The 22,774-nt window shown below is 54.2% G+C and carries 18 protein-coding genes; 6 read left to right on the top strand and 12 right to left on the bottom strand.

Features of this window, described 5'->3' with window-relative positions:
- Positions 1-17: 17 nt before the first annotated feature.
- Entirely contained in the window at positions 18-443 is a 426-nt protein-coding gene (gene nudI / locus FDX22_RS02755) for a nucleoside triphosphatase NudI (RefSeq protein ID WP_115257926.1), read from the bottom strand.
- A 316-nt stretch (positions 444-759) separates the two neighbouring features.
- Here nudI and FDX22_RS02750 point away from each other — a divergent pair, with 316 nt between their 5' ends.
- Entirely contained in the window at positions 760-1,302 is a 543-nt protein-coding gene (locus tag FDX22_RS02750) for a YfaZ family protein (protein ID WP_115257927.1), read from the top strand.
- A gap of 124 nt (positions 1,303-1,426) precedes the next feature.
- Positions 1,427-2,623 carry a nicotinamide mononucleotide deamidase-related protein YfaY gene (locus FDX22_RS02745; protein WP_115257928.1) on the top strand — a complete coding sequence of 399 codons (1,197 nt, stop codon included), beginning with the start codon at positions 1,427-1,429 and terminating at the stop codon, positions 2,621-2,623.
- A gap of 125 nt (positions 2,624-2,748) precedes the next feature.
- Here the strand turns inward: FDX22_RS02745 and glpC are convergent, their stop codons facing one another.
- The 3 genes from glpC to glpA are packed head-to-tail and all read right to left on the bottom strand — an operon-like array spanning position 2,749 to position 6,813.
- Positions 2,749-3,939, bottom strand: a complete 1,191-nt coding sequence (glpC, locus tag FDX22_RS02740) for an anaerobic glycerol-3-phosphate dehydrogenase subunit GlpC (RefSeq protein ID WP_096756399.1) — start codon at positions 3,937-3,939, stop codon at positions 2,749-2,751.
- Complete coding sequence (gene glpB / locus FDX22_RS02735; protein WP_117343427.1) at positions 3,936-5,195, bottom strand: glycerol-3-phosphate dehydrogenase subunit GlpB; 1,260 nt, start codon at positions 5,193-5,195, stop codon at positions 3,936-3,938. Before glpB ends, glpC begins: the two co-directional genes overlap by 4 nt.
- Entirely contained in the window at positions 5,185-6,813 is a 1,629-nt protein-coding gene (glpA, locus tag FDX22_RS02730; RefSeq protein WP_146716677.1) for an anaerobic glycerol-3-phosphate dehydrogenase subunit A, read from the bottom strand. The genes glpB and glpA overlap by 11 nt, the downstream gene beginning before the upstream one ends.
- A gap of 274 nt (positions 6,814-7,087) precedes the next feature.
- Here glpA and glpT point away from each other — a divergent pair, with 274 nt between their 5' ends.
- Entirely contained in the window at positions 7,088-8,446 is a 1,359-nt protein-coding gene (gene glpT / locus FDX22_RS02725; protein ID WP_096756402.1) for a glycerol-3-phosphate transporter, read from the top strand.
- 3 nt (positions 8,447-8,449) lie between these two features.
- Positions 8,450-9,517 carry a glycerophosphodiester phosphodiesterase gene (glpQ, locus tag FDX22_RS02720; RefSeq protein WP_146716676.1) on the top strand — a complete coding sequence of 356 codons (1,068 nt, stop codon included), beginning with the start codon at positions 8,450-8,452 and terminating at the stop codon, positions 9,515-9,517.
- A gap of 60 nt (positions 9,518-9,577) precedes the next feature.
- On the opposite strand, the gene FDX22_RS02715 is transcribed toward glpQ, so the two are convergent.
- The gene (locus tag FDX22_RS02715; protein ID WP_096756404.1) at positions 9,578-10,456 is read right to left on the bottom strand and encodes a LysR family transcriptional regulator; all 879 of its coding nucleotides are present in this window, start codon (positions 10,454-10,456) and stop codon (positions 9,578-9,580) included.
- A 218-nt stretch (positions 10,457-10,674) separates the two neighbouring features.
- On the opposite strand from FDX22_RS02715, the gene FDX22_RS02710 reads away from it, so the two are divergent.
- A complete protein-coding gene (locus FDX22_RS02710) occupies positions 10,675-11,865 on the top strand; it encodes an MFS transporter (RefSeq protein ID WP_117343430.1) in 1,191 nt (396 codons plus the stop codon).
- 3 nt (positions 11,866-11,868) lie between these two features.
- Here FDX22_RS02710 and yfaE read toward each other — a convergent pair whose 3' ends face one another.
- From yfaE to ubiG, 4 genes are all read right to left on the bottom strand, one after another.
- On the bottom strand, positions 11,869-12,123 hold the full coding sequence (yfaE, locus tag FDX22_RS02705) for a ferredoxin-like diferric-tyrosyl radical cofactor maintenance protein YfaE (RefSeq protein WP_096756406.1): 255 nt from the start codon (positions 12,121-12,123) through the stop codon (positions 11,869-11,871).
- A complete protein-coding gene (gene nrdB, locus FDX22_RS02700) occupies positions 12,123-13,253 on the bottom strand; it encodes a class Ia ribonucleoside-diphosphate reductase subunit beta (protein ID WP_096756407.1) in 1,131 nt (376 codons plus the stop codon). The genes yfaE and nrdB overlap by 1 nt, the downstream gene beginning before the upstream one ends.
- Before the next feature lie 112 nt (positions 13,254-13,365).
- Positions 13,366-15,651 carry a class 1a ribonucleoside-diphosphate reductase subunit alpha gene (nrdA, locus tag FDX22_RS02695; RefSeq protein ID WP_096756408.1) on the bottom strand — a complete coding sequence of 762 codons (2,286 nt, stop codon included), beginning with the start codon at positions 15,649-15,651 and terminating at the stop codon, positions 13,366-13,368.
- A 369-nt stretch (positions 15,652-16,020) separates the two neighbouring features.
- Positions 16,021-16,749 (bottom strand): bifunctional 2-polyprenyl-6-hydroxyphenol methylase/3-demethylubiquinol 3-O-methyltransferase UbiG, encoded by a 729-nt coding sequence (gene ubiG, locus FDX22_RS02690; RefSeq protein ID WP_096756409.1) that lies wholly within the window; start codon positions 16,747-16,749, stop codon positions 16,021-16,023.
- A 158-nt stretch (positions 16,750-16,907) separates the two neighbouring features.
- Between ubiG and gyrA the strand changes: the two genes are divergently transcribed.
- The gene (gyrA, locus tag FDX22_RS02685; RefSeq protein ID WP_146716675.1) at positions 16,908-19,544 is read left to right on the top strand and encodes a DNA topoisomerase (ATP-hydrolyzing) subunit A; all 2,637 of its coding nucleotides are present in this window, start codon (positions 16,908-16,910) and stop codon (positions 19,542-19,544) included.
- 43 nt (positions 19,545-19,587) lie between these two features.
- On the opposite strand, the gene FDX22_RS02680 is transcribed toward gyrA, so the two are convergent.
- Genes FDX22_RS02680 through FDX22_RS02670 form a run of 3 tightly spaced genes read right to left on the bottom strand, consistent with a single transcriptional unit; the run spans position 19,588 to position 22,772 of the window.
- The gene (locus FDX22_RS02680; protein WP_115257934.1) at positions 19,588-20,772 is read right to left on the bottom strand and encodes an acetyl-CoA C-acetyltransferase; all 1,185 of its coding nucleotides are present in this window, start codon (positions 20,770-20,772) and stop codon (positions 19,588-19,590) included.
- Between the two features lie 30 nt (positions 20,773-20,802).
- On the bottom strand, positions 20,803-22,125 hold the full coding sequence (locus FDX22_RS02675; protein ID WP_115257935.1) for a TIGR00366 family protein: 1,323 nt from the start codon (positions 22,123-22,125) through the stop codon (positions 20,803-20,805).
- Entirely contained in the window at positions 22,122-22,772 is a 651-nt protein-coding gene (locus FDX22_RS02670; protein WP_146716674.1) for a 3-oxoacid CoA-transferase subunit B, read from the bottom strand. Before FDX22_RS02670 ends, FDX22_RS02675 begins: the two co-directional genes overlap by 4 nt.
- Between the last annotated feature and the right edge of the window lie 2 nt (positions 22,773-22,774).

Raw genomic sequence — 22,774 nt, 5'->3', positions numbered from 1 at the left:
TTTCATCGTGACAAAAACTACAGTAGTCCTTTCAGTTTTAACGTTTTTCGGGTGGCGACGTTTAAGTCGTAATGGGCGAGGTCCTGCGGTTTAACCCAGGCGAAGTCCTGAAACTCTTCGTTAATCTTCACCTCACGATTGGCTGAAACACAATCGAAGATCAGATAAATCATGTAGATCTCTTCCTGGCGACCATCAGCATAGGTTTTGGTGCGGATATCATCACTAAAGGTCCACGGAGTTATCTCTGTGAGCACCAGCTGCTCGCCCAATTCTTCGCGCACTTCGCGACGCAAGGCCTCTTCGATACGCTCACCCGGCTCAACGCCGCCACCTGAAAGTGCCCATTGACCGGGGAACACGCCGCGATCGTCGGCCATTTTGCACAGTAAATAACACCCTTCATTTTGAATTAATGGGCAAACAATCGTTCTTTGACGCATAAGTCTGTTCCTTAGTGTGTCTGTTCAGTGAGTCCATCTTTCACTCATCTTACCTGTTACCAGACGCAGAAAAAATGCGCCCAGGCCGATTTAAAGGAGAAGCGGGATTAAATGAATGCGATAACAGAAAACACGCCTCAGGCCGTTGCTGTGGCGTAAGTTGGCCGTTAACTTAACCTTTGCTAAACATTCTGAGTAGTATTTAGTTACAATATGTTATTGCATCGCCTTTTTAGCTCATTGATTCCTCGCCATCAGGCAGTACAATCCAGCGGTTTTGGGGCTATGTTTAGTTTCTTGCTGGAAAGGATAGAAAATGAAAAAAAGTATTTTATTGGGCCTTGCTGGAATGCTGTTTGTTTCTGCGTCGGCGAACGCGGTAAGCATCAGCGGCCAGGCGGGTGAAGATTACACCAACCTTGGCTTCGGTTTCGGTACCGAGTCCTCCGGGCTGGCAGCCAGCGGCAACTGGATGCATAACGACGATGATGGTGATGTTGCCGGCGTCGGTCTTGGCCTGAATATCCCGATTGGTCCTCTGCTGGCCACCGTTGGCGGGAAAGGCGTTTATACCAACCCAAACGACGGCGATGAAGGCTATGCGGCGGCGGTTGGTGGTGGCTTGCAGTGGCCGATTGGCGACAGCTTCCGTCTGTTTGGCGAGTACTACTACTCTCCGGATTCGCTTTCCAGCGGTATTGATAGCTACGAAGAAGCCAATGCGGGCGCGCGTCTGACCATTATTCGCCCACTGAGTATCGAAGCCGGTTATCGCTACCTGAACCTGGCGGGTAAAGATGGCAACCGTGACAATGCGATTGCTGACGGCCCGTATGTTGGGGTTAACGCCAGTTTCTGATGTCCCTGGCGCGGCGTTCAGCTGCGCCTGTTTTTCCTTCTCTTACTCATTCTCTTTCCCTCCATCCTCCATGTTCCCTCGCCATTGCGTTATAGTGTTTTGATTGCATAAGCAGGAGAACACAATGTTAAACGTGGAGATGCTATCCACCGGGGATGAAGTGTTGCACGGCCAGATCGTCGACACCAATGCCGCCTGGCTGGCTGATTTTTTCTTCAATCAGGGATTACCGTTAACACGCCGCAACACGGTGGGCGACAATCTCGACGACCTGGTCGCCATTTTGCGCGAACGCAGCGAACATGCTGATGTATTAATTGTGAACGGTGGCTTAGGGCCAACCAGCGATGATTTGAGCGCGCTGGCTGCGGCAACGGCAAAAGGTGAAGGGCTGGTGCTGCACGAGGCATGGCTTGCTCAGATGGAGCATTACTTCCGCGAACGCGGTCGTATTATGGCACCGAGCAACCGTAAGCAAGCTGAATTACCTGCCAGCGCCGAGTTTATCAATAACCCAGTGGGTACCGCCTGTGGATTCGCCGTGAAGCTCAACCGCTGTCTGATGTTCTTTACGCCGGGCGTTCCGTCAGAGTTTAAAGTGATGATCGAACATGAGATCCTACCGCGTCTGCGGGAGCGATTCTCACTCTCCCAACCCCCGCTATGCCTGCGACTAACCACCTTTGGCCGTTCTGAAAGCGAGCTGGCGCAAAGTTTGGATCCGCTGCCTTTGCCTGCCGGGGTCACGATGGGGTATCGCTCATCAATGCCGATTATCGAGTTGAAGCTTACCGGGCCGGATTCCCAACGTGAAGCGATGCTGGCGCTCTGGCCGGAGGTGAAGCGGGTTGCCGGGCAGAATATGATTTTTGAAGGCACGGAAGGGCTGCCCGCGCAAATTGCACGCACGTTGCAGGAACGGCAATACAGCCTGACACTCAGCGAACAGTTTACCGCGGGGCTGGTCGCCCTCCAGCTTTCTCGCGCCAACGCCCCGCTGTTGGCCAGTGAAGTGGTGCCCTCTCAGGAGGAAACGCTGGCGCAAACCGCGCACTGGATAACCGAGCGACGCGGCAATCATTACGCAGATTTGGCGTTGGCGGTATCGGGTTTCGAAAACGAACATATTAACTTTGCGCTGGCAACGTCTGAGGGCACGCATGCATTACGCGTACGACTTAGCGCTAATCGCTACAGCTTGCCGGTGCGTCAGGAAGTGTGCGCCATGATGGCTCTGAATATGCTGCGCCGTTGGCTTAACGATCAGGATATTGCCACCGAGCATGGCTGGATTGAAGTGGTTGAATCACTGACCGTATAGTTTGTTATTGCCTGATGGCGAAGATTTTGTAGGCCGGATAAGGCGTTTTACGCTGCCATCCGGCAGATGTTTTGCCAGATGGCATTTCGCTTATCGGCCTACAATTGGGATGTAGGCTTGGTTAGTTAGCCTAACGCCTGTGCCAGCAGGGTTATTGGATGCTCACAGCGCTTGCTGGTGGACATCTCAATCTGCCATTTGCAGGTTTCGCAGTCGGTGACGACGATATCGGCTCCGCTTTCTTCGATCTGGCGGAACAGCGGGGCGCCAATGGATTGCGAAGTGGGGTAGTTTTCCTTTTTAAAGCCGTAGGTCCCGGCGATGCCGCAGCACTGGGAATCCAGCACCGTCAGTTCCAGACCAGGAATTTGACGCAGCAGCTCCAGCGTGTAGAGCGTCCAGCCCATTTTCTCCATATGGCAGGGGGTGTGGTAGACCACCTTCAGTGGCAGTGTTTTTAGCGGCAGCGTTTGCCCGCCGTCCAGTTTGCGCCACAGCCAACGGGTGGCCAGCTCAATATGTTCACGCAGACCCGTGTTGTCGACATCCAGCACTTCGGGATATTCATCGCGAAGCGCAAAGGTACAGGTTGATGAGGTGGCAAGCACCGGAATACCTTTCCCGTCAATGGCTTCTCTGAGTGACGCCACGTTGCTGACCGCCTGCTTACGTGCCTTATCGGTAAAACCGTTGGCGATCAGCGGCACGCCGCAGCACTTCTCTTTACTCAGCAACTGTACGCCGGTCCCCATCGCATTCAGCACTTTAATCAGGTCTTTGCCAAGCTGCGGATGGTTATAGTTCACAAAGCAGCCGTGAAAAAAGGCGACCTGATCCTGATACTGCGCCTGCTGTGCGGCAACGCTGCGGTACCAGCGGCGGAAGGTACCAAAGGAGTATTTTGGCAGCGTCCGGCGATGATCGATTTTTAACGCGTAATCGAGCAGCTGACGCACGGGCTTCAGCGAGGTGGCGGTATTGACGATCGGCGCGAACGGTGTGGAAACGCTGCCCATCAAATCGGTATGGCTTAAGACAAAGTTGCGCAGCGACGGACGCGTGGTGTCATATTTGGCGCGCGCGCGCTGGATGATATCGCCAATTTTAACATCTGACGGGCAGGCGACTTCGCAGCGTTTGCAGTTGATACAGTATTTCAGCGCATCATCGTATAACGCACCGTCTTTTAGACGCAGACGTTCCCCGTCCGGCCCGGCCTGTTTGGGTCCTGGGTAGCTCGGATTGACGCGGCTGACCGGGCAGGCAGTGGTGCACACAGTGCATTTGATACAACTTTCAAAACGTGTGTCGCTCATTGCTGGCCTCCTGCTCGTTTCGCAATATGATGTGCGGCATGCAAGGCGCTGACTGCGCTCACGCCGCCTCCGCAACCTTGGGCGATAGGGTCAAAACCGCCAAGCACCGACCCGATGGCAAACAGGTTCTCTACCGTTTTTCCCGCAAGCGTTGGGCGCAGGGTGTCATCAGTATTCACACCAAATTGTTGCCACGGCTGCGGGTCGAAGACGTCGCGCTGATACCACTGCGCACGGGTATCTGTTTGCTGGACATCCAGGCCGAGGATCGGCTCGTGGACAGCCTCGCGTGTTGCCACCAGTCCGCTGCTGAAGAAACTGCCGCTGGCGAGCACGGCAAAACGTGGACGCAATGGAATATCAGCATGATTGCGGGTCCACACTTCATTTACCACACCGTCCTGACAGGTGACTTTTTTCACCTCGTCACCGGGCATCCACACGCCGCCCTGGCGTACAAACTGACGCTGTAATTGATTGTGCAGGCGCATGCCGAGAACAGAAGGCGGTAAGGTGGGTAACAACATCAGCGAGCAGGGCAGACGCTCATTGAGCCACTGCCAGAGCCGGGAATCGGCGAGACCGAAGCAGGCTGGCATAATAATCATGTCGCAAGTTTTTGCTATTGGCAGCAACGCGTCACAGAGCAGTGGCCATTTATCTTCGTTATCCAGCAGGCGTGCGATGTTAACCGCGCGAAACTCGGTGGGGTTGTCGCGCAGAACATCCAGTTCCGGCAGCTCGATTTCTGCGGTGTCGACGCTGAGGTTACGCTGGCTCAGCGAGGCCGCCGCGAGGTGTGCCTGAAAATCCAGTAACCCGCTGATGCCCACCACGCAGATACGCTGAGCAGACAGCGGCCAGACCGGTACTTCCGGCGAACTGAGCCAGGTTGAGCGCAAGGTCCCCAGCGGCGTTACGCGCTGATGTACCTGATGCACCTCGCCCTGCAACTGGGCACCGGATTCTTTCAACAGGGTTTGCGCCTGCTGCGCCAGTGACAGGACGTTTTGCGTACCGATAAGGCTATAAGGGTGCAAGGGGGCCTGAGTGCGCAGTGCGTTCAGGCCTGCCTCGATATCGCTCACCGGCTGTCCATCCGGCAGCGTGCTGAGTAAATCCAGCGAGCCGGAGGAAAAATGCAGGGCGCTTTGGCCACGGGTAACAATCGCGCAGCGTAATCCGCTTTTTTGTAGTTGCAGACCGCACAGCAGTCCGGCGAGACCGCCGCCGATAATGACGGTATCAAATTTCATCCTGGTGCTCCTTTTCCAGACCGCATAACCCCTGATACACCCAGCGCGTGAACTCGCTTTCGCGCAGTGCGTCTCCCCAGGCAATCGGCTGCACGCCTTTCCAGCGTTCGTTGAGAAACTCGGAGAGCTGGGTGATGGACTGCGCGGCGGTGGTAACATTAAAACGTTGCAGTAACCCTGCGGCGCGGCAAGCGCACAGTTCGCCCTGGCATGTCCCCATCCCGACGCGAGTACGGCGGCGCAAGTCCAGCAGGCTGTTGACGGTTAAATTTTCCACGGCGTATTGGACTTCGCCTGCGGTGACCGCCTCGCACTCGCAGACCAGGCTGCGATGCTGACGACCTTCGCTCAGCCAGACCGGGGTGCGATCGCCGTGACGGTAGACTGCCGAGCCGCGTAGCGGTGCGGGCAACGAGATCACGCGCTTAAGCGTGTGCTCGGTTGATTCCTGCGAACCTGGCAGCGCGACGTCCGCCGTGGTGCAAGGGCGAGTGTTGCCCAGCTTGCGGCAAACAGCGTCGGTGGCCCATTCAGCCATCAGGCGGTAGGTCATCAGTTTGCCGCCGGTAATGGTGATAAAGCCATCCAGACCGTCGCGTTCAGCATGATCGAACAACACAATGCCGCGGCTGACGTTACGACCGCTTGGATCATTGTCGCTGGCCACCAGCGGACGCACGCCGGAGTAGGCGCGCAAAATGCGCGTTTTCGCCATAATCGGCGCCAGCTTCTCCCCTTCACGCAGCAGGATATCCACCTCTTCAGCGGTGACGCGGTTGCTGTCGATATCATCGTAATCAATATGTTGCGAGGTGGTGCCGATCAGCGAGATGGTGTCGCCAGGTACCAGAATGTCGGCATCCGACGGTTTACGGCAGCGGTTGATGACATGCTGGTTAATGCGATGATCCATGATCAACAGCGAGCCTTTTGCCGGGAACATGCGGATGCTCAGATCGGCATATTCCGCGATCCGCTGGCCCCAGATCCCGGCAGCGTTCACCACCACCGGCGCATGCAGGGACTGCATCTCGCCGGTGAGATGATTGCGAACGTTCACGCCGCAGACGGTTGCACCTTCACGAATCAGCCCGGTCACTTCATGGGCTGTCAGAATGACCGCGCCATGCTCTCTGGCATCCAGCATGTTGGCAGCGGTTAAACGGAAGGGATCCACGGTACCGTCTGGCACTTTGACTGCGCCAATCAACTGCGGGTTCACCGCGGGCTCGATAATGCGCGCTTGTTGAGGGTCGATCGCTTCTGCACGAATGCCCGCATCTTCGCAGGCACGAATAAAGGTGGCCTGGAAGGAGAGTTCATCTTCCGGCAGTGTGATAAACAGACCGTCCGTAGGCTCTACGCAGTGGCGGGCGATACGTTTCAGAATTTGGTTTTCGCTAATACATTCACGCGCAGATTCTGCGTCAGTGACGGCATAGCGCGCACCGCTGTGCAGCAGGCCGTGGTTACGTCCCGTTGCGCCGGTAGCGATATCGTGGCGTTCTACTAAGATGACGTGCAATCCGCGCAGAGCACAGTCGCGTGCGATCCCGGCACCTGTTGCTCCCCCACCAATGATAATCACGTCACTTGTTTGCGAGTCGCGAGTTTTCATTGTTTTTCCTCACAGTTCGTTTTTTTATCATTTAGCCACATAAAAAACATGAATTGTTTGATTTCGCGCATAATCGCTCATTTTTCGAAAATGAAACGTGATTTCGTGCGCCTTTATGAACATTTGTCATAAATCTGTAACAATCTGTGCTGTGTTTCACATTTTTGTGCTGAATCTTTCCTTAACATCGCGGCCACACTGGGGGAGGTTGCGTCGTGATGACGTACTTACAGTGTTTCCTTCGAACAAAAGACGGCCACGGAGGCTACATACTATGTTGAGCATTTTTAAACCCGCGTCACATACGGCGCGCTTACCTGCAGCGGAAATCGATCCCACCTATCGTCGATTGCGCTGGCAGATTTTCTTGGGGATATTTTTTGGTTATGCGGCGTACTATCTGGTACGTAAGAACTTTGCCCTGGCTATGCCGTATCTGGTTGAGCAGGGTTTCTCCCGTGGCGATCTGGGTTTTGCGTTATCCGGTATTTCCATTGCCTATGGTTTTTCGAAATTTATCATGGGGTCCATTTCGGACCGCTCGAATCCGCGCGTTTTCCTGCCTGCCGGTCTGATTCTGGCGGCGGCGGTGATGTTGTTCATGGGCTTTGTGCCGTGGGCGACGTCCAGTATCGCGGTGATGTTTGTGCTGCTGTTCCTGTGTGGCTGGTTCCAGGGGATGGGGTGGCCGCCGTGCGGTCGTACCATGGTGCACTGGTGGTCGCAGAAAGAGCGTGGCGGTATTGTGTCCGTGTGGAACTGCGCGCATAACGTCGGTGGTGGTCTGCCTCCGCTGCTGTTCCTGCTGGGTATGGCCTGGTTTAACGACTGGAAAGCGGCATTGTACATGCCGGCATTCGGTGCGATTGTTGTCGCCCTGATTGCTTTTGCCCTGATGCGCGATACGCCGCAGTCTTGTGGCTTACCGCCGATTGAAGAGTATAAGAACGACTATCCGGATGATTACAGCGAAAAAGCCGAAGAAGAGCTGACTGCGAAGCAGATCTTTATGCAGTACGTGCTGCCAAACAAACTGCTGTGGTACATCGCGATCGCCAACGTGTTTGTCTATTTACTGCGTTACGGCATCCTCGACTGGTCGCCGACCTACCTGAAAGAAGTGAAGCATTTCGCATTGGATAAATCCTCCTGGGCCTACTTCCTGTATGAGTATGCGGGTATCCCGGGCACCCTGCTGTGTGGCTGGATGTCGGATAAAGTCTTCCGTGGCAACCGTGGCGCAACCGGCGTGTTCTTCATGACGCTGGTGACCATTGCAACGATCGTTTACTGGATGAACCCGGCGGGCAATCCGAACGTTGATATGGCATGTATGATTATCATCGGCTTCCTGATCTACGGTCCGGTCATGCTGATTGGTCTGCACGCGCTGGAACTGGCACCGAAAAAAGCGGCGGGTACGGCGGCAGGCTTTACCGGGTTGTTTGGTTACCTGGGCGGCTCTGTGGCAGCGAGCGCCATTGTCGGTTACACCGTTGACTTCTTCGGCTGGGACGGTGGCTTTATGGTGATGATTGGCGGCAGCGTGCTGGCGGTTATTCTGCTGGTGGTCGTCATGTTTGGTGAAAAGCGCCATCACGCAGAGATGGAACTGAAGCGTAACGGGGGATAATAGATGAAAACCACATTGAAAAGTCTTAGCGTCGCGTTAATGCTGACCGGTATGGTGGTCAGCAGCGCAGCCATCGCCGCAGACAAGATTGTGATTGCTCACCGTGGGGCCAGCGGCTATTTACCGGAGCATACGCTGCCAGCAAAAGCGATGGCCTATGCGCAGGGCGCGGACTATCTCGAGCAGGATCTGGTGATGACCAAGGACGACCATCTGGTCGTTCTGCATGACCACTATCTTGACCGGGTCACCGATGTCGCCGAGCGTTTCCCGGATCGCGCTCGTAAAGATGGTCGCTACTACGCCATCGACTTTACGCTGGATGAGATCAAATCGCTGAAATTTACCGAAGGTTTCGATATCGAAAATGGCAAACAGGTGCAGACCTACCCAGGGCGCTTCCCGATGGGTAAATCTGATTTCCGTGTGCATACGTTCGAAGAAGAGATCGAGTTTGTTCAGGGATTAAATCATTCCACCGGTAAGAACATCGGTATCTATCCGGAAATTAAAGCGCCGTGGTTCCATCACCAGGAAGGGAAGGACATTGCTGCGAAGACGCTGGAAGTGCTGAAAAAGTACGGCTACAGCGACAAACAGGATAAGGTCTATCTGCAAAGTTTTGATGTGGCCGAACTCAAGCGCATCAAGAATGAGCTGGAACCTAAAATGGGGATGGACCTCAACCTGGTGCAGCTGATTGCCTATACCGACTGGAATGAAACCCAGGAGAAAAAACCGGACGGCAGTTGGGTTAACTACAACTATGACTGGATGTTTAAACCGGGCGCGATGAAGCAGGTTGCTGAGTACGCGGATGGCATTGGCCCGGACTATCACATGCTGGTCGATGAGAAGTCGAAGAAAGGCAACATCGTGTTGACCGGGATGGTGAAGGATGCGCATCAGAACAAGATGACGGTGCATCCTTATACTGTGCGGGCCGATCAGCTGCCGGACTACGCGACGGATGTGAATCAGCTGTATGACATCCTGTATAACAAGGCGGGCGTTGAGGGGTTGTTCACCGACTTCCCCGACAAAGCGGTGATGTTCCTGCATAAGCAGTAACGGTATCAGGCCTGCGATAGCATGATATTGCAGGCCTTTTCACCGGCGCATTCCCGACGGTTAGATCAGACCGTCTGCGGTCAGTGTTTCCATACATGCCTGCAGTAAATATAAAGGGCTGCCGTCTACCGGCGGCTCTTTTGCCAATAATGATATTTGCCGATAAAACGTTGGCTCCAGCGCCACCGAACGTATTTGCCCGCCAACCGCCTTTAATGTGAGCTCCGGTAACAATGCGATCCCCAGCCCCTGACGAATAAAACTGATTGCCGTATCCGGGTGGTTGAACTCGTACTTAATGATTGGCTCAATACCTTGTTCTTTAAATAACGTCATGATGCTTAATTCATAGCGCCCTTTACTGATAATCAGCGGTTCTCCCACCAGTTCTTCTACTGAGATTGTGGCTTTGGCCGCCAGCGGGTGAGCCTCGGGGACAACAACGGTGAATTTGTCCCGATAAACCGGCACGCAGTACATGCCACTGACCGGAAAATGCACAAAACCCGCATCAATACCCCCACTCTGCAGCGAATCAATAATGGCACTGCTGTTCTCTTCATAGGGAATGATTTTGATGTTGGGGTGATGCTGTTCAAAGTAGCGGATGATACCGGGCAAAATGCAGGCGCAGGCGCTGGGAAAACAGCCGATGTGCAAGGTTCGGGCGGGGTTTTGTTTCTCCTGTTCGGCGATCTCTTTTACGGCATTCGTTTGTCCAATGATGGTCCGTAAATGCGGGAGCAGCCGGATACCTACCGGGGTAAGTTGAATATCTTTGCGCCGCTCGCGGATCAAAATATTAACCCCTAACTCTTCTTCCAGCGCCGAAATAGCCTGACTGACGGCGGACTGGGTGGTGTATAGCCGCTTGCTGGCTTCGGTAAAACCACCGTACTCAAGCACGGCCAGCAGGGCGTGGATCTGGGTTAGTGTCATTAGTTATCCCTAATTAATGCCATTAAAATGATTAATTTCTCTAATAAAATAAGCCTGTTTATACTGACTTTCTACCTTAAATACCCAAAATAATTTGCGTAGCCGACATATAAGCAATGTGAACTATGACGGGGATACAATCACATTTTGACGCACCTGTCCGTTGTTCAGTCGCTCTGAGCGTTGCCTGCGTGCGCCGTCGGGACAGGTTGCCGAGTATGAAAGAAAAATTGTGGACGAAAGATTTTTGGGCCATCACGATTATCAGCTTTATTATCTTTTTTGTTTTTTATGTCCTGCTGACGCTGTTGCCGATTTATATCCTGGAGCGTCTCCATGCGACCCCTGATAAGGCGGGTTTATTAGTCACCTTCTTTTTGGGGGCCGCCATTGTGGTACGTCCGTTTGCCGGACAATGGGTGGGAAAATATTCGAATAAAACGATTCTGGTGCTCTCTTCTCTGGCCTTTTTGGTGGTCACTGCGCTGTATCCTGTCTGCCATTCAATTGAATCACTGCTGTTTATTCGGGTGCTTCATGGTGTCACGTTTGGCGTTATTACTACGGTAAAAGGGACGATTTCCGCGCGGTTGATACCGGCCTCCCGACGTGGGGAGGGCATCAGCTTTTTCTCTTTAGCTATGGGACTGGCGATGGTCGTTGGGCCATGGGTGGGTCTGAACATGGCGCGCTGGGAGGCCTTTACTTCCGCGTTCTGGCTTTGTACAGCGGTAGCGGCGGTGGGCATTGTGCTGTCATTGATTGTTGCCGTGCCGCCGGTGATTCGTCATGCCGATGGCTCGCAGCCTAAGCTGGGGTTTGCCGCCATGTTTGACCGTGCCGCCTTGCCTTTTGCCATGGTGACCTTCTTCATGACCTTTTCCTACGCCGGGGTATCTGCCTTCCTGGCGCTGTATGCACGCGAGCTGGATCTGATGGCCGCCGCCAGTAACTTCCTGCTTTGCTACGCTGTCTGCCTGATGATCTGCCGAACGTTTACCGGCAATATTTGTGATAAAAAAGGACCGAAATACGTGGTTTACCCGTGCCTGGTCGCCTTTACCGTAGGGCTTGTGGTGCTCGGATATACCCACGGCAGCATCATGATGATTATTGCCGGAGGGCTGATTGGCATTGGCTACGGCTCGGTGACACCGGTGTTCCAGACGCAAATTATTAGCGCGGTAGAGCCGCATAAAATTGGCATCGCCAATTCGCTTTTTTTCAACGCAATGGATGCGGGAATGGCGATTGGGGCATTTATTATGGGGATGATGGTAGAAGGCGTGGGGTATCGGGCGATTTATCTGGTCGGTGCCGTGCTGGTGGTTCTTGCCGGAGCGCTGTACATCATGCAGATGAAAAAACGCGGAGACGTGGTGCTGGTCTCCGCGCATGAAGTTCACTAGGCGTTACATCTCAATCTCAATATCACCCTTTGCCCGGCAACAGCAGGGCAGTATCTCACCCGGCTGAATAAAGGCCAAAGGCTCTGCAATCCAGTCAACCTGACCCGCTACCAGGCGGGTACGGCAGGAGCCGCAGTAGCCTTCACGACATTGATACTCGACCTCAACATTGTGCGATTCAAGCGCGGCCAGCAGGGAAGGATGTTCATCCTGGCACAGCAGCTGCGTGCCAGAGATGCGCAGGGTAATACGGCCCATCAGAGCTGGAAATTACTCAGATCGTCGGTATCGACTTCGGCATCGATTTGCCCGACCAGATAAGAGCTGACTTCCACTTCCTGCGGTGCAACCTGCACGTTATCGGACACCAGCCAGGTGTTGATCCACGGAATGGGGTTCGAACGCGTCTGGAACGGCAGGTCAAGCCCTACGGCCTGCATACGAATGTTAGTGATGTACTCGACGTACTGGCACAGAATATCTTTGTTCAGACCGATCATTGAACCGTCGCGGAACAGGTAATCAGCCCACTCTTTTTCCTGCACAGCGGCCTGTACGAACAGGTCGTAGCAATCCTGTTTACACTCTTCGGCAATCTCTGCCATTTCCGGATCGTCTACGCCGCTGCGCAACAGGTTCAGCATATGCTGGGTCCCGGTCAGGTGCAGGGCTTCGTCACGGGCGATCAGGCGAATGATTTTCGCGTTGCCTTCCATCAGTTCGCGCTCGGCAAAAGCAAAAGAGCAGGCGAAGCTGACGTAGAAGCGGATCGCTTCCAGTGCGTTAACGCTCATCAGGCACAGATACAGTTTCTTCTTCAGCTCGCGCAGGTTCACGACAACCGTCTTACCATTGACCGTGTGCGTACCTTCGCCCAGCAGATGCCAGTAGCTGGTCATCTCGATTAACTCGTCGTAGTAGCTGGAGATGCCTTCCGCACGCTTCTGAATCTGCTCATTGGTGACGATATCGTCAAACACCACCGCCGGATCGTTAACAATGTTACGGATGATATGGGTGTAAGAGCGTGAGTGAATGGTTTCGGAGAAGGCCCACGTTTCCACCCAGGTTTCCAGCTCAGGGATCGAGATCAGCGGCAACAACGCCACGTTCGGGCTGCGCCCCTGAATGGAGTCCAGTAAGGTCTGGTACTTCAGGTTGCTGATAAAAATGTGTTTTTCATGTTCTGGCAGCGCCTGAAAGTCAATGCGGTCACGAGAAACATCGACCTCTTCCGGACGCCAGAAGAACGAGAGCTGCTTTTCGATCAGTTTTTCGAAGATGTCATATTTTTGCTGATCATAGCGCGCGACGTTCACCGGCTGGCCGAAGAACATCGGTTCCAGAAGCTGGTCATTTTTCGTCTGTGAAAAAGTGGTGTATGCCATTGATGTGAATCCTTTGTGGGATGAGCGCCGGATGGCGGTGCAAGCACCTTATCCGGCCTACAAACCGTGCAATCGTAGGCCGGGTAAGCGTAGCGCCACCCGGCATTATTCATCAGATCTTACATGCGCCGCTTTCGCAGCCATCGTCCTGGATAGACGGCACCATATCGTCCTGAGTATCTTCAGCACCGTCGCGGGTGTTCTGATAATACAGCGTTTTGACACCAAATTTGTAGGCGGTGAGCAGGTCTTTCAGCAATTGCTGCATCGGCACTTTCCCTGACGGGAAGCGGGACGGATCGTAGTTGGTATTGGCTGAAATCGATTGATCGATAAACTTCTGCATCACGCCAACCAGTTGCAGGTAGCCGTCATTATTGGGCATTTCCCACAGCAGTTCATAGGCATTTTTCAGGTGTTCGTAATCCGGTACTACCTGACGCAGGATGCCATCTTTCGAGGCTTTGATACTCACGTGACCGCGCGGTGGCTCAATGCCGTTGGTGGCGTTGGAGATCTGCGAAGAGGTCTCAGACGGCATCAGAGCAGAGAGTGTGGAGTTACGCAGACCGTGAGTCTTGATCGATTCACGCAACGCTTCCCAGTCGTGGTGCAGCGGTTCGTTGACGATGGCATCCAAATCTTTCTTGTAGGTATCGATCGGCAGAATACCTTTGGCATAGGTGGTTTCGTTAAACCACGGGCACGCGCCTTGCTCTTTAGCCAGCTCATTCGAGGCTTTCAGCAGGTAATACTGAATGGCTTCAAAGGTTTTGTGGGTCAGGTTATTGGCGCTGCCGTCAGAGTAACGTTTACCGTTCTTCGCCAGCCAGTAAGCGTAGTTGATCACGCCAATACCCAGCGTACGGCGACCCATGGCACCGCGTTTAGCTGCCGGGATCGGATAATCCTGATAATCCAGCAGCGCATCCAGTGCACGTACCGCCAGCACGGCCAGCTCTTCCAGTTCGTCGAGGCTGTTGATAGCGCCGAGGTTAAAGGCAGACAGCGTACACAGGGCAATTTCACCGTTTTCGTCGTTAACGTCGGTCAGCGGTTTGGTCGGCAGCGCGATTTCCAGGCACAGGTTGGACTGGCGCACTGGTGCGATAGCAGGATCAAACGGGCTGTGGGTGTTGCAGTGGTCAACGTTCTGAATGTAGATACGACCGGTAGAGGCGCGTTCCTGCATCATCAGCGAGAACAGCTCAACCGCTTTTACGCGTTGTTTACGAATGCTGTCATCGTTTTCGTATTGGGTGTACAGGCGCTCGAATTCGTCCTGATCGGCGAAGAACGCGTCGTACAAGCCCGGAACGTCAGACGGGCTGAACAGGGTGATGTCGCCGCCTTTCAGCAGGCGAGTGTACATCAACTTGTTGATCTGTACGCCGTAGTCCATGTGACGTACGCGGTTGCCCTCGACGCCACGGTTGTTTTTCAGTACCAGCAGGCTTTCAACTTCCAGATGCCACATCGGGTAGAACAGCGTGGCCGCACCGCCGCGTACGCCGCCCTGAGAGCAGGATTTCACCGCAGTCTGGAAGTGTTTATAGAACGGGATACAGCCGGTGTGGAACGCTTCACCGCCGCGAATCGGGCTACCCAGCGCACGAATGCGTCCAGCGTTGATGCCGATACCAGCGCGCTGGGAAACGTATTTCACGATGGCGCTGGAGGTCGCGTTAATGGAATCCAGGCTGTCGCCGCACTCGATCAGCACGCAAGAGCTGAACTGACGGGTTGGGGTACGCACGCCAGACATGATTGGCGTTGGCAGCGAAATTTTAAACGTCGAAACGGCGTCGTAGAAACGCTTAACGTATTCCAGACGGGTTTCACGCGGGTAGTTCGAGAACAGGCAAGCTGCTACCAGAATATAGAGGAACTGAGCGCTTTCGTAAATTTCACCGGTGACGCGGTTTTGTACCAGATATTTGCCTTCTAACTGCTTCACGGCAGCATAGGAGAAGGTCATATCGCGGTCATGTTCGATGAACGAGTCCATCTGCTTGAACTCTTCTTCCGTGTAGTCTTCCAGCAGATGATTGTCGTATTTGCCCATCTCAACCATTTTAACAACATGGTCATACAGTTTTGGCGGTTCGAACTCACCGTAGGCTTTCTTGCGCAGGTGGAAAATCGCCAGACGAGCGGCCAGATATTGATAATCCGGTGCATCGCGGGAGATCAGATCGGCGGCGGCTTTGATAATCGTTTCGTGAATATCGGAAGTCTTGATGCCGTCATAAAACTGAATGTGGGAGCGAAGCTCGACCTGAGAAATCGATACGTTATTCAGTCCTTCTGCCGCCCAATCCAGAACTCGGTGGATTTTGTCGAGATTGATGCGCTCTGTACTACCATCACGCTTTGTCACCAGCAGACTCTGATTCATGTGGTTTTTTACCTGTCCGTGAAAGAAAAAAATATCCCCCGTATTATCCACAGTGCCATGTTGTGACTAAGTCTGTGGATAAATACTATATGTAGGGGTTGTTTGATAAGATAGACGCTATATGGTGAGTATTCTAGTAGGGATTCTTTTCAGTACAAGAGTTGATTTTGGCGTTAAATTGAGGTTGCAAAAGGGTAATAATCGCTAAGTGCGCGTCTTATAAGGCCTGGCGAGGATGTCAATAATTGAGAAAAAAAATAGAAAATTTGATCGAGTGCTGATTTCTTCATCGAAGAGCGATTACGTTATATGATCTGGCACAGAGTTTGTACGCCTGATAAGCGAAACGTCATCAGGCGTGCAGATAAGTTACTCGGCTTTCGCGGTGGTGTGCACCATATAGTTCACGTCCACGCCTGGACCCAGCTTAAAGGTGTTGGTGATAGGGTTGTAGTGCAGGCCGGTCATGTGGCGCTCTTTTAACACTGTCTGATCAACCCACTGTAACAATTCCGCAGGCTTAATAAATTTTTTCACATCATGCGTGCCTTTGGGCACCATGCGCAGAATGTACTCCGCGCCAACCACAGCCATCAGCCACGACTTGCCGTTGCGATTGAGCGTGGAGAAAAACACCTCGCCGCCTGGTTTCACCAACTGCGCGCAGGCTCTGACCACCGACTGCGGATCCGGTACGTGTTCCAGCATTTCCATGCAGGTCACTACGTCATACTGGTGTGCATGTTTTTCGGCGTGTTGTTCTACAGTTTCTTGTACGTATTCCACCTGAATGCCACTTTCCAGCGCATGCAGTTTTGCCACCTGTAGCGGTTCAAAACCCATATCCAGGCCGGTGACCGTCGCGCCTTCGCGCGCCATGCTTTCAGCCAGAATGCCGCCGCCGCAGCCGACGTCGAGCACTTTTTTACCAAACAGCCCGCCTGAGCGCTCGGTGATATAACCCAGACGCAGCGGGTTAATGCGGTGCAGAGGCTTAAATTCACCTTCAAGATCCCACCAGCGCGACGCGACTGCTTCAAATTTGGCAATTTCTTCATGGTCAACGTTCTGAGTCACCGGGGCTTTTTCGGCATTCATTGGGGCTTCTACTCCTTAATTAGCAATACAAACGAGTATATCAGCCTGGCAGGATGAATAAAGCCTCTCTCAGGGGGAATCCATTTACCTGAATCTGCACGGATGTGTTATAATTTGCGACCTTTGAATCCGGGATACAGTAGAGGGATAGCGGTTAGATGAGCGACCTTGCGAGAGAAATTACACCGGTCAACATTGAGGAAGAGCTGAAGAGCTCGTATCTGGATTATGCGATGTCGGTCATTGTTGGCCGTGCGCTGCCGGACGTCCGAGATGGCCTGAAGCCGGTTCACCGTCGCGTACTTTACGCCATGAACGTATTGGGCAACGACTGGAATAAAGCCTATAAAAAATCTGCCCGTGTCGTTGGTGACGTAATCGGTAAATACCACCCTCATGGTGATACCGCCGTTTACGACACCATTGTTCGTATGGCGCAGCCATTCTCCCTGCGTTACATGCTGGTGGATGGTCAGGGTAACTTTGGTTCTGTCGATGGCGACTCCGCCGCAGCGATGCGTTATACGGAAATCCGTATGTCGAAAATCGCCCACGAGCTGATGGCTGACCTGGAAAAAGAAACGGTTGATTTCGTCGATAACTATGACGGCACCGAACGCATTCCGGACGTCATGCCGACCAAAATTCCTAACCTGCTGGTGAACGGTTCGTCCGGTATCGCGGTAGGTATGGCGACCAACATTCCGCCGCACAACCTGACAGAAGTGATTAACGGCTGTCTGGCCTACATTGACGATGAAGACATCAGCATTGAAGGGCTGATGGAACACATCCCAGGCCCGGACTTCCCGACCGCCGCGATCATCAACGGTCGTCGTGGTATTGAAGAAGCCTATCGTACTGGTCGCGGTAAAGTGTACATTCGCGCCCGCGCGGAAGTTGAAGCTGACGCGAAAACCGGTCGTGAAACCATCATCGTGCACGAAATTCCGTATCAGGTGAACAAAGCGCGCCTGATTGAGAAAATTGCCGAGTTGGTAAAAGACAAACGCGTTGAAGGCATCAGCGCGCTGCGTGACGAGTCTGATAAAGACGGTATGCGCATCGTGATTGAAGTCAAACGTGACGCGGTCGGGGAAGTGGTTCTCAACAACCTTTACTCCCAGACCCAGCTGCAGGTTTCCTTCGGTATTAACATGGTTGCGCTGCACCATGGTCAGCCGAAGATCATGAACCTGAAAGATATTATCGCTGCGTTTGTGCGTCACCGTCGTGAAGTGGTTACTCGCCGTACTATTTTTGAACTGCGTAAAGCCCGCGATCGTGCCCACATCCTTGAAGCGTTAGCGATTGCACTGGCCAACATCGATCCGATCATTGAACTGATCCGTCGTGCGCCGACCCCGGCTGAAGCGAAAGCCGGACTGGTTGCCCGTTCGTGGGAGCTGGGTAACGTATCGGCGATGCTGGAACGTGCCGGTGATAACGCTGCCCGTCCTGAATGGCTGGAACCTGAGTTTGGCGTGCGTGACGGTCAGTACTACCTGACTGAACAGCAAGCCCAGGCGATTTTGGATCTGCGCTTGCAGAAACTGACCGGCCTTGAGCATGAAAAACTGCTCGACGAATACAAAGAGCTGCTGGAGCAGATCGCTGAATTGCTGCACATTTTGGGCAGCGCCGATCGCCTGATGGAAGTGATCCGTGAAGAGATGGAGCTGGTTCGCGAGCAGTTCGGTGATGAGCGTCGCACTGAAATCACTGCCAACAGCGCTGACATCAATATCGAAGATCTGATCACCCAGGAAGATGTTGTTGTGACCTTGTCTCACCAGGGTTACGTTAAATATCAACCGTTAACCGATTACGAAGCACAGCGTCGTGGCGGTAAGGGTAAATCAGCAGCACGTATTAAAGAAGAAGACTTCATCGACCGCCTGCTGGTGGCCAACACCCACGACACGATCCTGTGCTTCTCCAGCCGTGGTCGTCTGTACTGGATGAAGGTCTATCAGCTGCCGGAAGCGAGCCGTGGTGCGCGTGGACGTCCAATCGTCAACCTGCTGCCGCTGGAAGCCAACGAACGTATCACCGCGATTCTGCCGGTACGCGAGTACGAAGAGGGCGTGAACGTCTTTATGGCAACCGCTAGCGGTACCGTGAAGAAAACGGCGCTGACCGAGTTCAGCCGTCCACGTTCAGCCGGTATTATTGCGGTTAACCTGAATGAAGGCGACGAACTGATTGGCGTGGATCTGACCTCCGGGTCTGACGAAGCGATGCTGTTCTCTGCCGCGGGTAAAGTGGTGCGCTTCAAAGAAGACGCCGTTCGTACGATGGGTCGTACTGCGACCGGCGTACGTGGTATCAAACTGGCGGGCGAAGACAAAGTCGTTTCTCTGATTATTCCACGTGGCGAAGGCGCTATCCTGACCGTGACGCAAAACGGTTATGGTAAGCGTACTGCGGCAGAAGAGTATCCGACCAAGTCGCGTGCGACGCAGGGCGTTATCTCCATCAAAGTCACCGAACGCAACGGTTCCGTTGTTGGCGCAGTGCAGGTGACCGATAGCGACCAGATCATGATGATCACCGATGCTGGTACGCTGGTGCGTACTCGCGTGTCGGAAATCAGCGTGGTTGGGCGTAACACCCAGGGCGTTATCCTCATCCGCACGGCGGATGAGGAAAACGTGGTGGGTCTGCAACGTGTAGCTGAACCGGTTGATGACGAAGAACTGGATTCCATCGACGGAAGCGCTGCGGAAGGGGACGATGATATCGCGCCTGAAGCAGAAAGCGATGACGATGCGGCGGATGACGCAGAAGAGTAATTAAGTCGTAATGAGAAGGGCCGGAGAAATCCGGCCCTTTTTTTTAGTTCATCCTTTCTACAATCATTGCAATCCCCTGACCGCCGCCGATGCACAGTGTAGCCAGTCCGAGGGTTTTATCCCGCGCTTGTAGCGCGTGAAGCAACGTGACCAGAATACGCGCCCCGCTGGCGCCGATAGGGTGCCCAAGCGCGATTGCTCCGCCGTTGACATTCACCTTTTGTGCATCAAATCCCAGCGTTTTCCCTACTGCCAGAAACTGTGCGGCAAACGCCTCATTGGCTTCAATCAGGTCGATATCAGACAATTGAAGCCCGCTCAGTTGCAGCACTTTTTGCGTCGCCGGAACCGGCCCCATGCCCATGATGGCGGGTGCGACGCCGCCGCCGGCATAGGCTTTGATGCGCGCCAGCGGCTTCAGCCCAGCAGCCAGCGCCGCCGCTTCTTCCATGATTACCAGCGCGGCAGCACCGTCGTTGATCCCCGAAGCGTTACCGGCCGTGACGGTGCCCGCTTTGTCGAAGGCCGGACGTAATGCGGCAAGGCCTTCCGCCGTAGAGTCGGCTTTGGGGAATTCATCACGATCAAACATGATCGCTTTTTTCCGCGATACCACACTCACCGGGACGATCTCTGCCTCAAATGCGCCTGATTCTATTGCCGATACCGCTTTACGCTGCGACATCAGCGCCAGTTCATCCTGCATCTCCCGGCTAATGCCATACTCTTTGGCAACGTTTTCAGCGGTGATCCCCATATGGTAGCCATGCTCGGCGCAGATCAGACCGTCGCGCAGGATTACATCTGACAACTGTCCGTCCCCGAGGCGATATCCCCATCGGGCTTTGGCGTCTAACAGATACGGTGCCTGGCTCATGTTTTCCATGCCACCGGCGACAATTGCCTGAGCCTGTCCGGCCTGGATTGCCTGAGCGGCAAGCGCCACGCTTTTGAGGCCCGAGCCGCACACTTTGTTGAGGGTAAAACCGCATACGGTGTCGGCGAGACCGCTTTTTAACAGCGCCTGGCGTGCAGGGTTCTGTCCTAAACCAGACTGCAGCACGTTGCCCATGATCACCTCGTCAACCCGGAGTGGGTCAAGGCGGGCGCGCTCTAGCGCGGCTTTAATCACGGTTGCTCCGAGTTCGACGGCGCCGGTGGTGGCCAGTGAACCATTAAAGTTACCAATTGCGGTACGCGCCGCACTGACGATGACACAATTTTTCATTTTTCTGTTCCCTTAAATAAGTGGTTGCCGTCAGAACAAGGTCAATCCAATGACGAAAATGACGCCGGAGAAAAGCAGGGCGGTGATGCAGTAGCCCATAATGTCGCGCACGCCCAGCCCGGCGATAGCCAGCGCAGGTAATGCCCAGAACGGTTGCGCCATGTTCATCCACTGCTCGCCGTAGGCGATGGCCATCACCGATTTACCCAGGTCGGCACCGAGCGCCTGCGCGGCAGGCAACACGAACGGTCCCTGAATAACCCAGTGTCCGCCACCTGATGGCACGGCAAAGTTAATCAGCGCGGAACTGAAGAAGGTCATTAATGGGAAGGTGTCTTTGTTGGCGACGTCGATGAAGAATTCGGTAATCAGCCCGCCGAGACCGGAATGCTCCATCATTAGTTGGATCCCGGCGTAGAAGGGGAACTGTACCAGGATCCCCGCGGTGCTGCGGGCGGCGGCGCTGACAGCACGCATATAGGCCATTGGCGTTTTGTGCAGCAGCAGACCGGCAATCATAAACATCAGGTTGACGGTGTTGATGGTGAGGTTGAAACCCTTGTCGGCGAAATACAGTGCCAGGTAAGCAATCCCCAGTCCGCCAATGATCAGCGTCAGAATACGGCTCTCTTCCAGACGCTCGGACGGCGGTGCGTCTGGCGGGAGTTTCTTCTGGAAATCATCTTCTTCCAGCAATAATTTTGGATCGATGCTTACCACATCAGACGGTTTCGGCGTCATCATGCGTGTGATGAACGGCATGACCACAATGAGCGCCAGAGTGATGAAAATATTGAAATCGGTAAACAGGGTGTCGCTGACCGGAATTAACCCGGCAACGTGCTCGACCGGGTTGCCCGGCGTTGCTGCCAGCAACGGCATTGAACCGGAAAAGCCGCCACCCCAGGTCAGAAAGCCGATGTAGGCGCAGGCAATCAGCAGCGGGTAGTCAGAGCCGGGTACCCGACGGGCGACTTCACGAGCAAACATCGCTCCCACCACCAGACCAAAGCCCCAGTTGATGACGCTGGCGACCGCGGCAAAGAATGTCACCAGCATAACGCCCTGTGTGGGGGTTTTAGCGGCTGAAGCGGCGGTGCGCAGCAGACTTTTAACCGGACCGGAGCTGGCCAGCGCGTGGCCGGTGACGATGATCAGCGCCATCTGCATACCAAATGCCAGCAGATTCCAGAAGCCGTCTCCCCAGAACTTGACCATGCTGATCGGTGTTTGCGGCGTCAACCACAGCGCAATGGCGAACGTTATCAGCGTCAGCAGCATGGCGAAGATCAGCGGATCGGGCAGCCAGCGGCTGACGAAACGCGTCATAAAGCGTGACATACGGCCAATCATACGTCACCTCGCAGGATGACCAGGTCGGTGGCGACAGCAAATTGTGCGTCGGTTTTCTCACGCAGGGCGGCGATATCGCAGCCTTCAGCGATTTCCGTCAGCCACATCTTGCCGTCGATAAAGCGGAAAACGGCGAGTTCGGTGACCAGCATATGTACCGCGTGCTGGGCCGTCAGTGGCATGGTGCAATGGCGGAGAATTTTAGCCGCGCCATCTTTCGCACAATGTTCCATGGCGATAATGACTTTACGCGCGCCGGTGACCAGATCCATTGCGCCGCCCATACCGGGCACCATCTTACCGGGAACCACCCAGTTGGCGAGGTTAGCCTGTTCATCAACCTGCAACCCACCGAGGACACAGGCATCAACATGGCCGCCGCGAATTAACGCGAATGACATGGCGCTATCAAACATTGCGGCACCGGGCAAAATACCACACGGTTGCCCACCGGCGTTGACCAGATCGGGATGGGCGGTGGTGACCGGACCCAACCCGAGAAAACCGTTCTCGGACTGCAAGGTAATGTGAATATCGGCTGGCAGGTAGTTGGCGACCATCGTCGGCAGACCTATACCTAAATTCACCACGTCGCCGTCGCGAAGTTCTTGCGCTACGCGGCGCGCAATACGTTGTTTAGCATCCATAA

This window comes from Citrobacter sp. TBCS-14 (assembly GCF_005280805.1).
Taxonomy (GTDB): Bacteria; Pseudomonadota; Gammaproteobacteria; order Enterobacterales; family Enterobacteriaceae; genus Citrobacter; species Citrobacter gillenii.
Note: the sequence above shows the minus strand (reverse complement) of the source record. Positions and strands in the feature narration are given on the sequence as shown.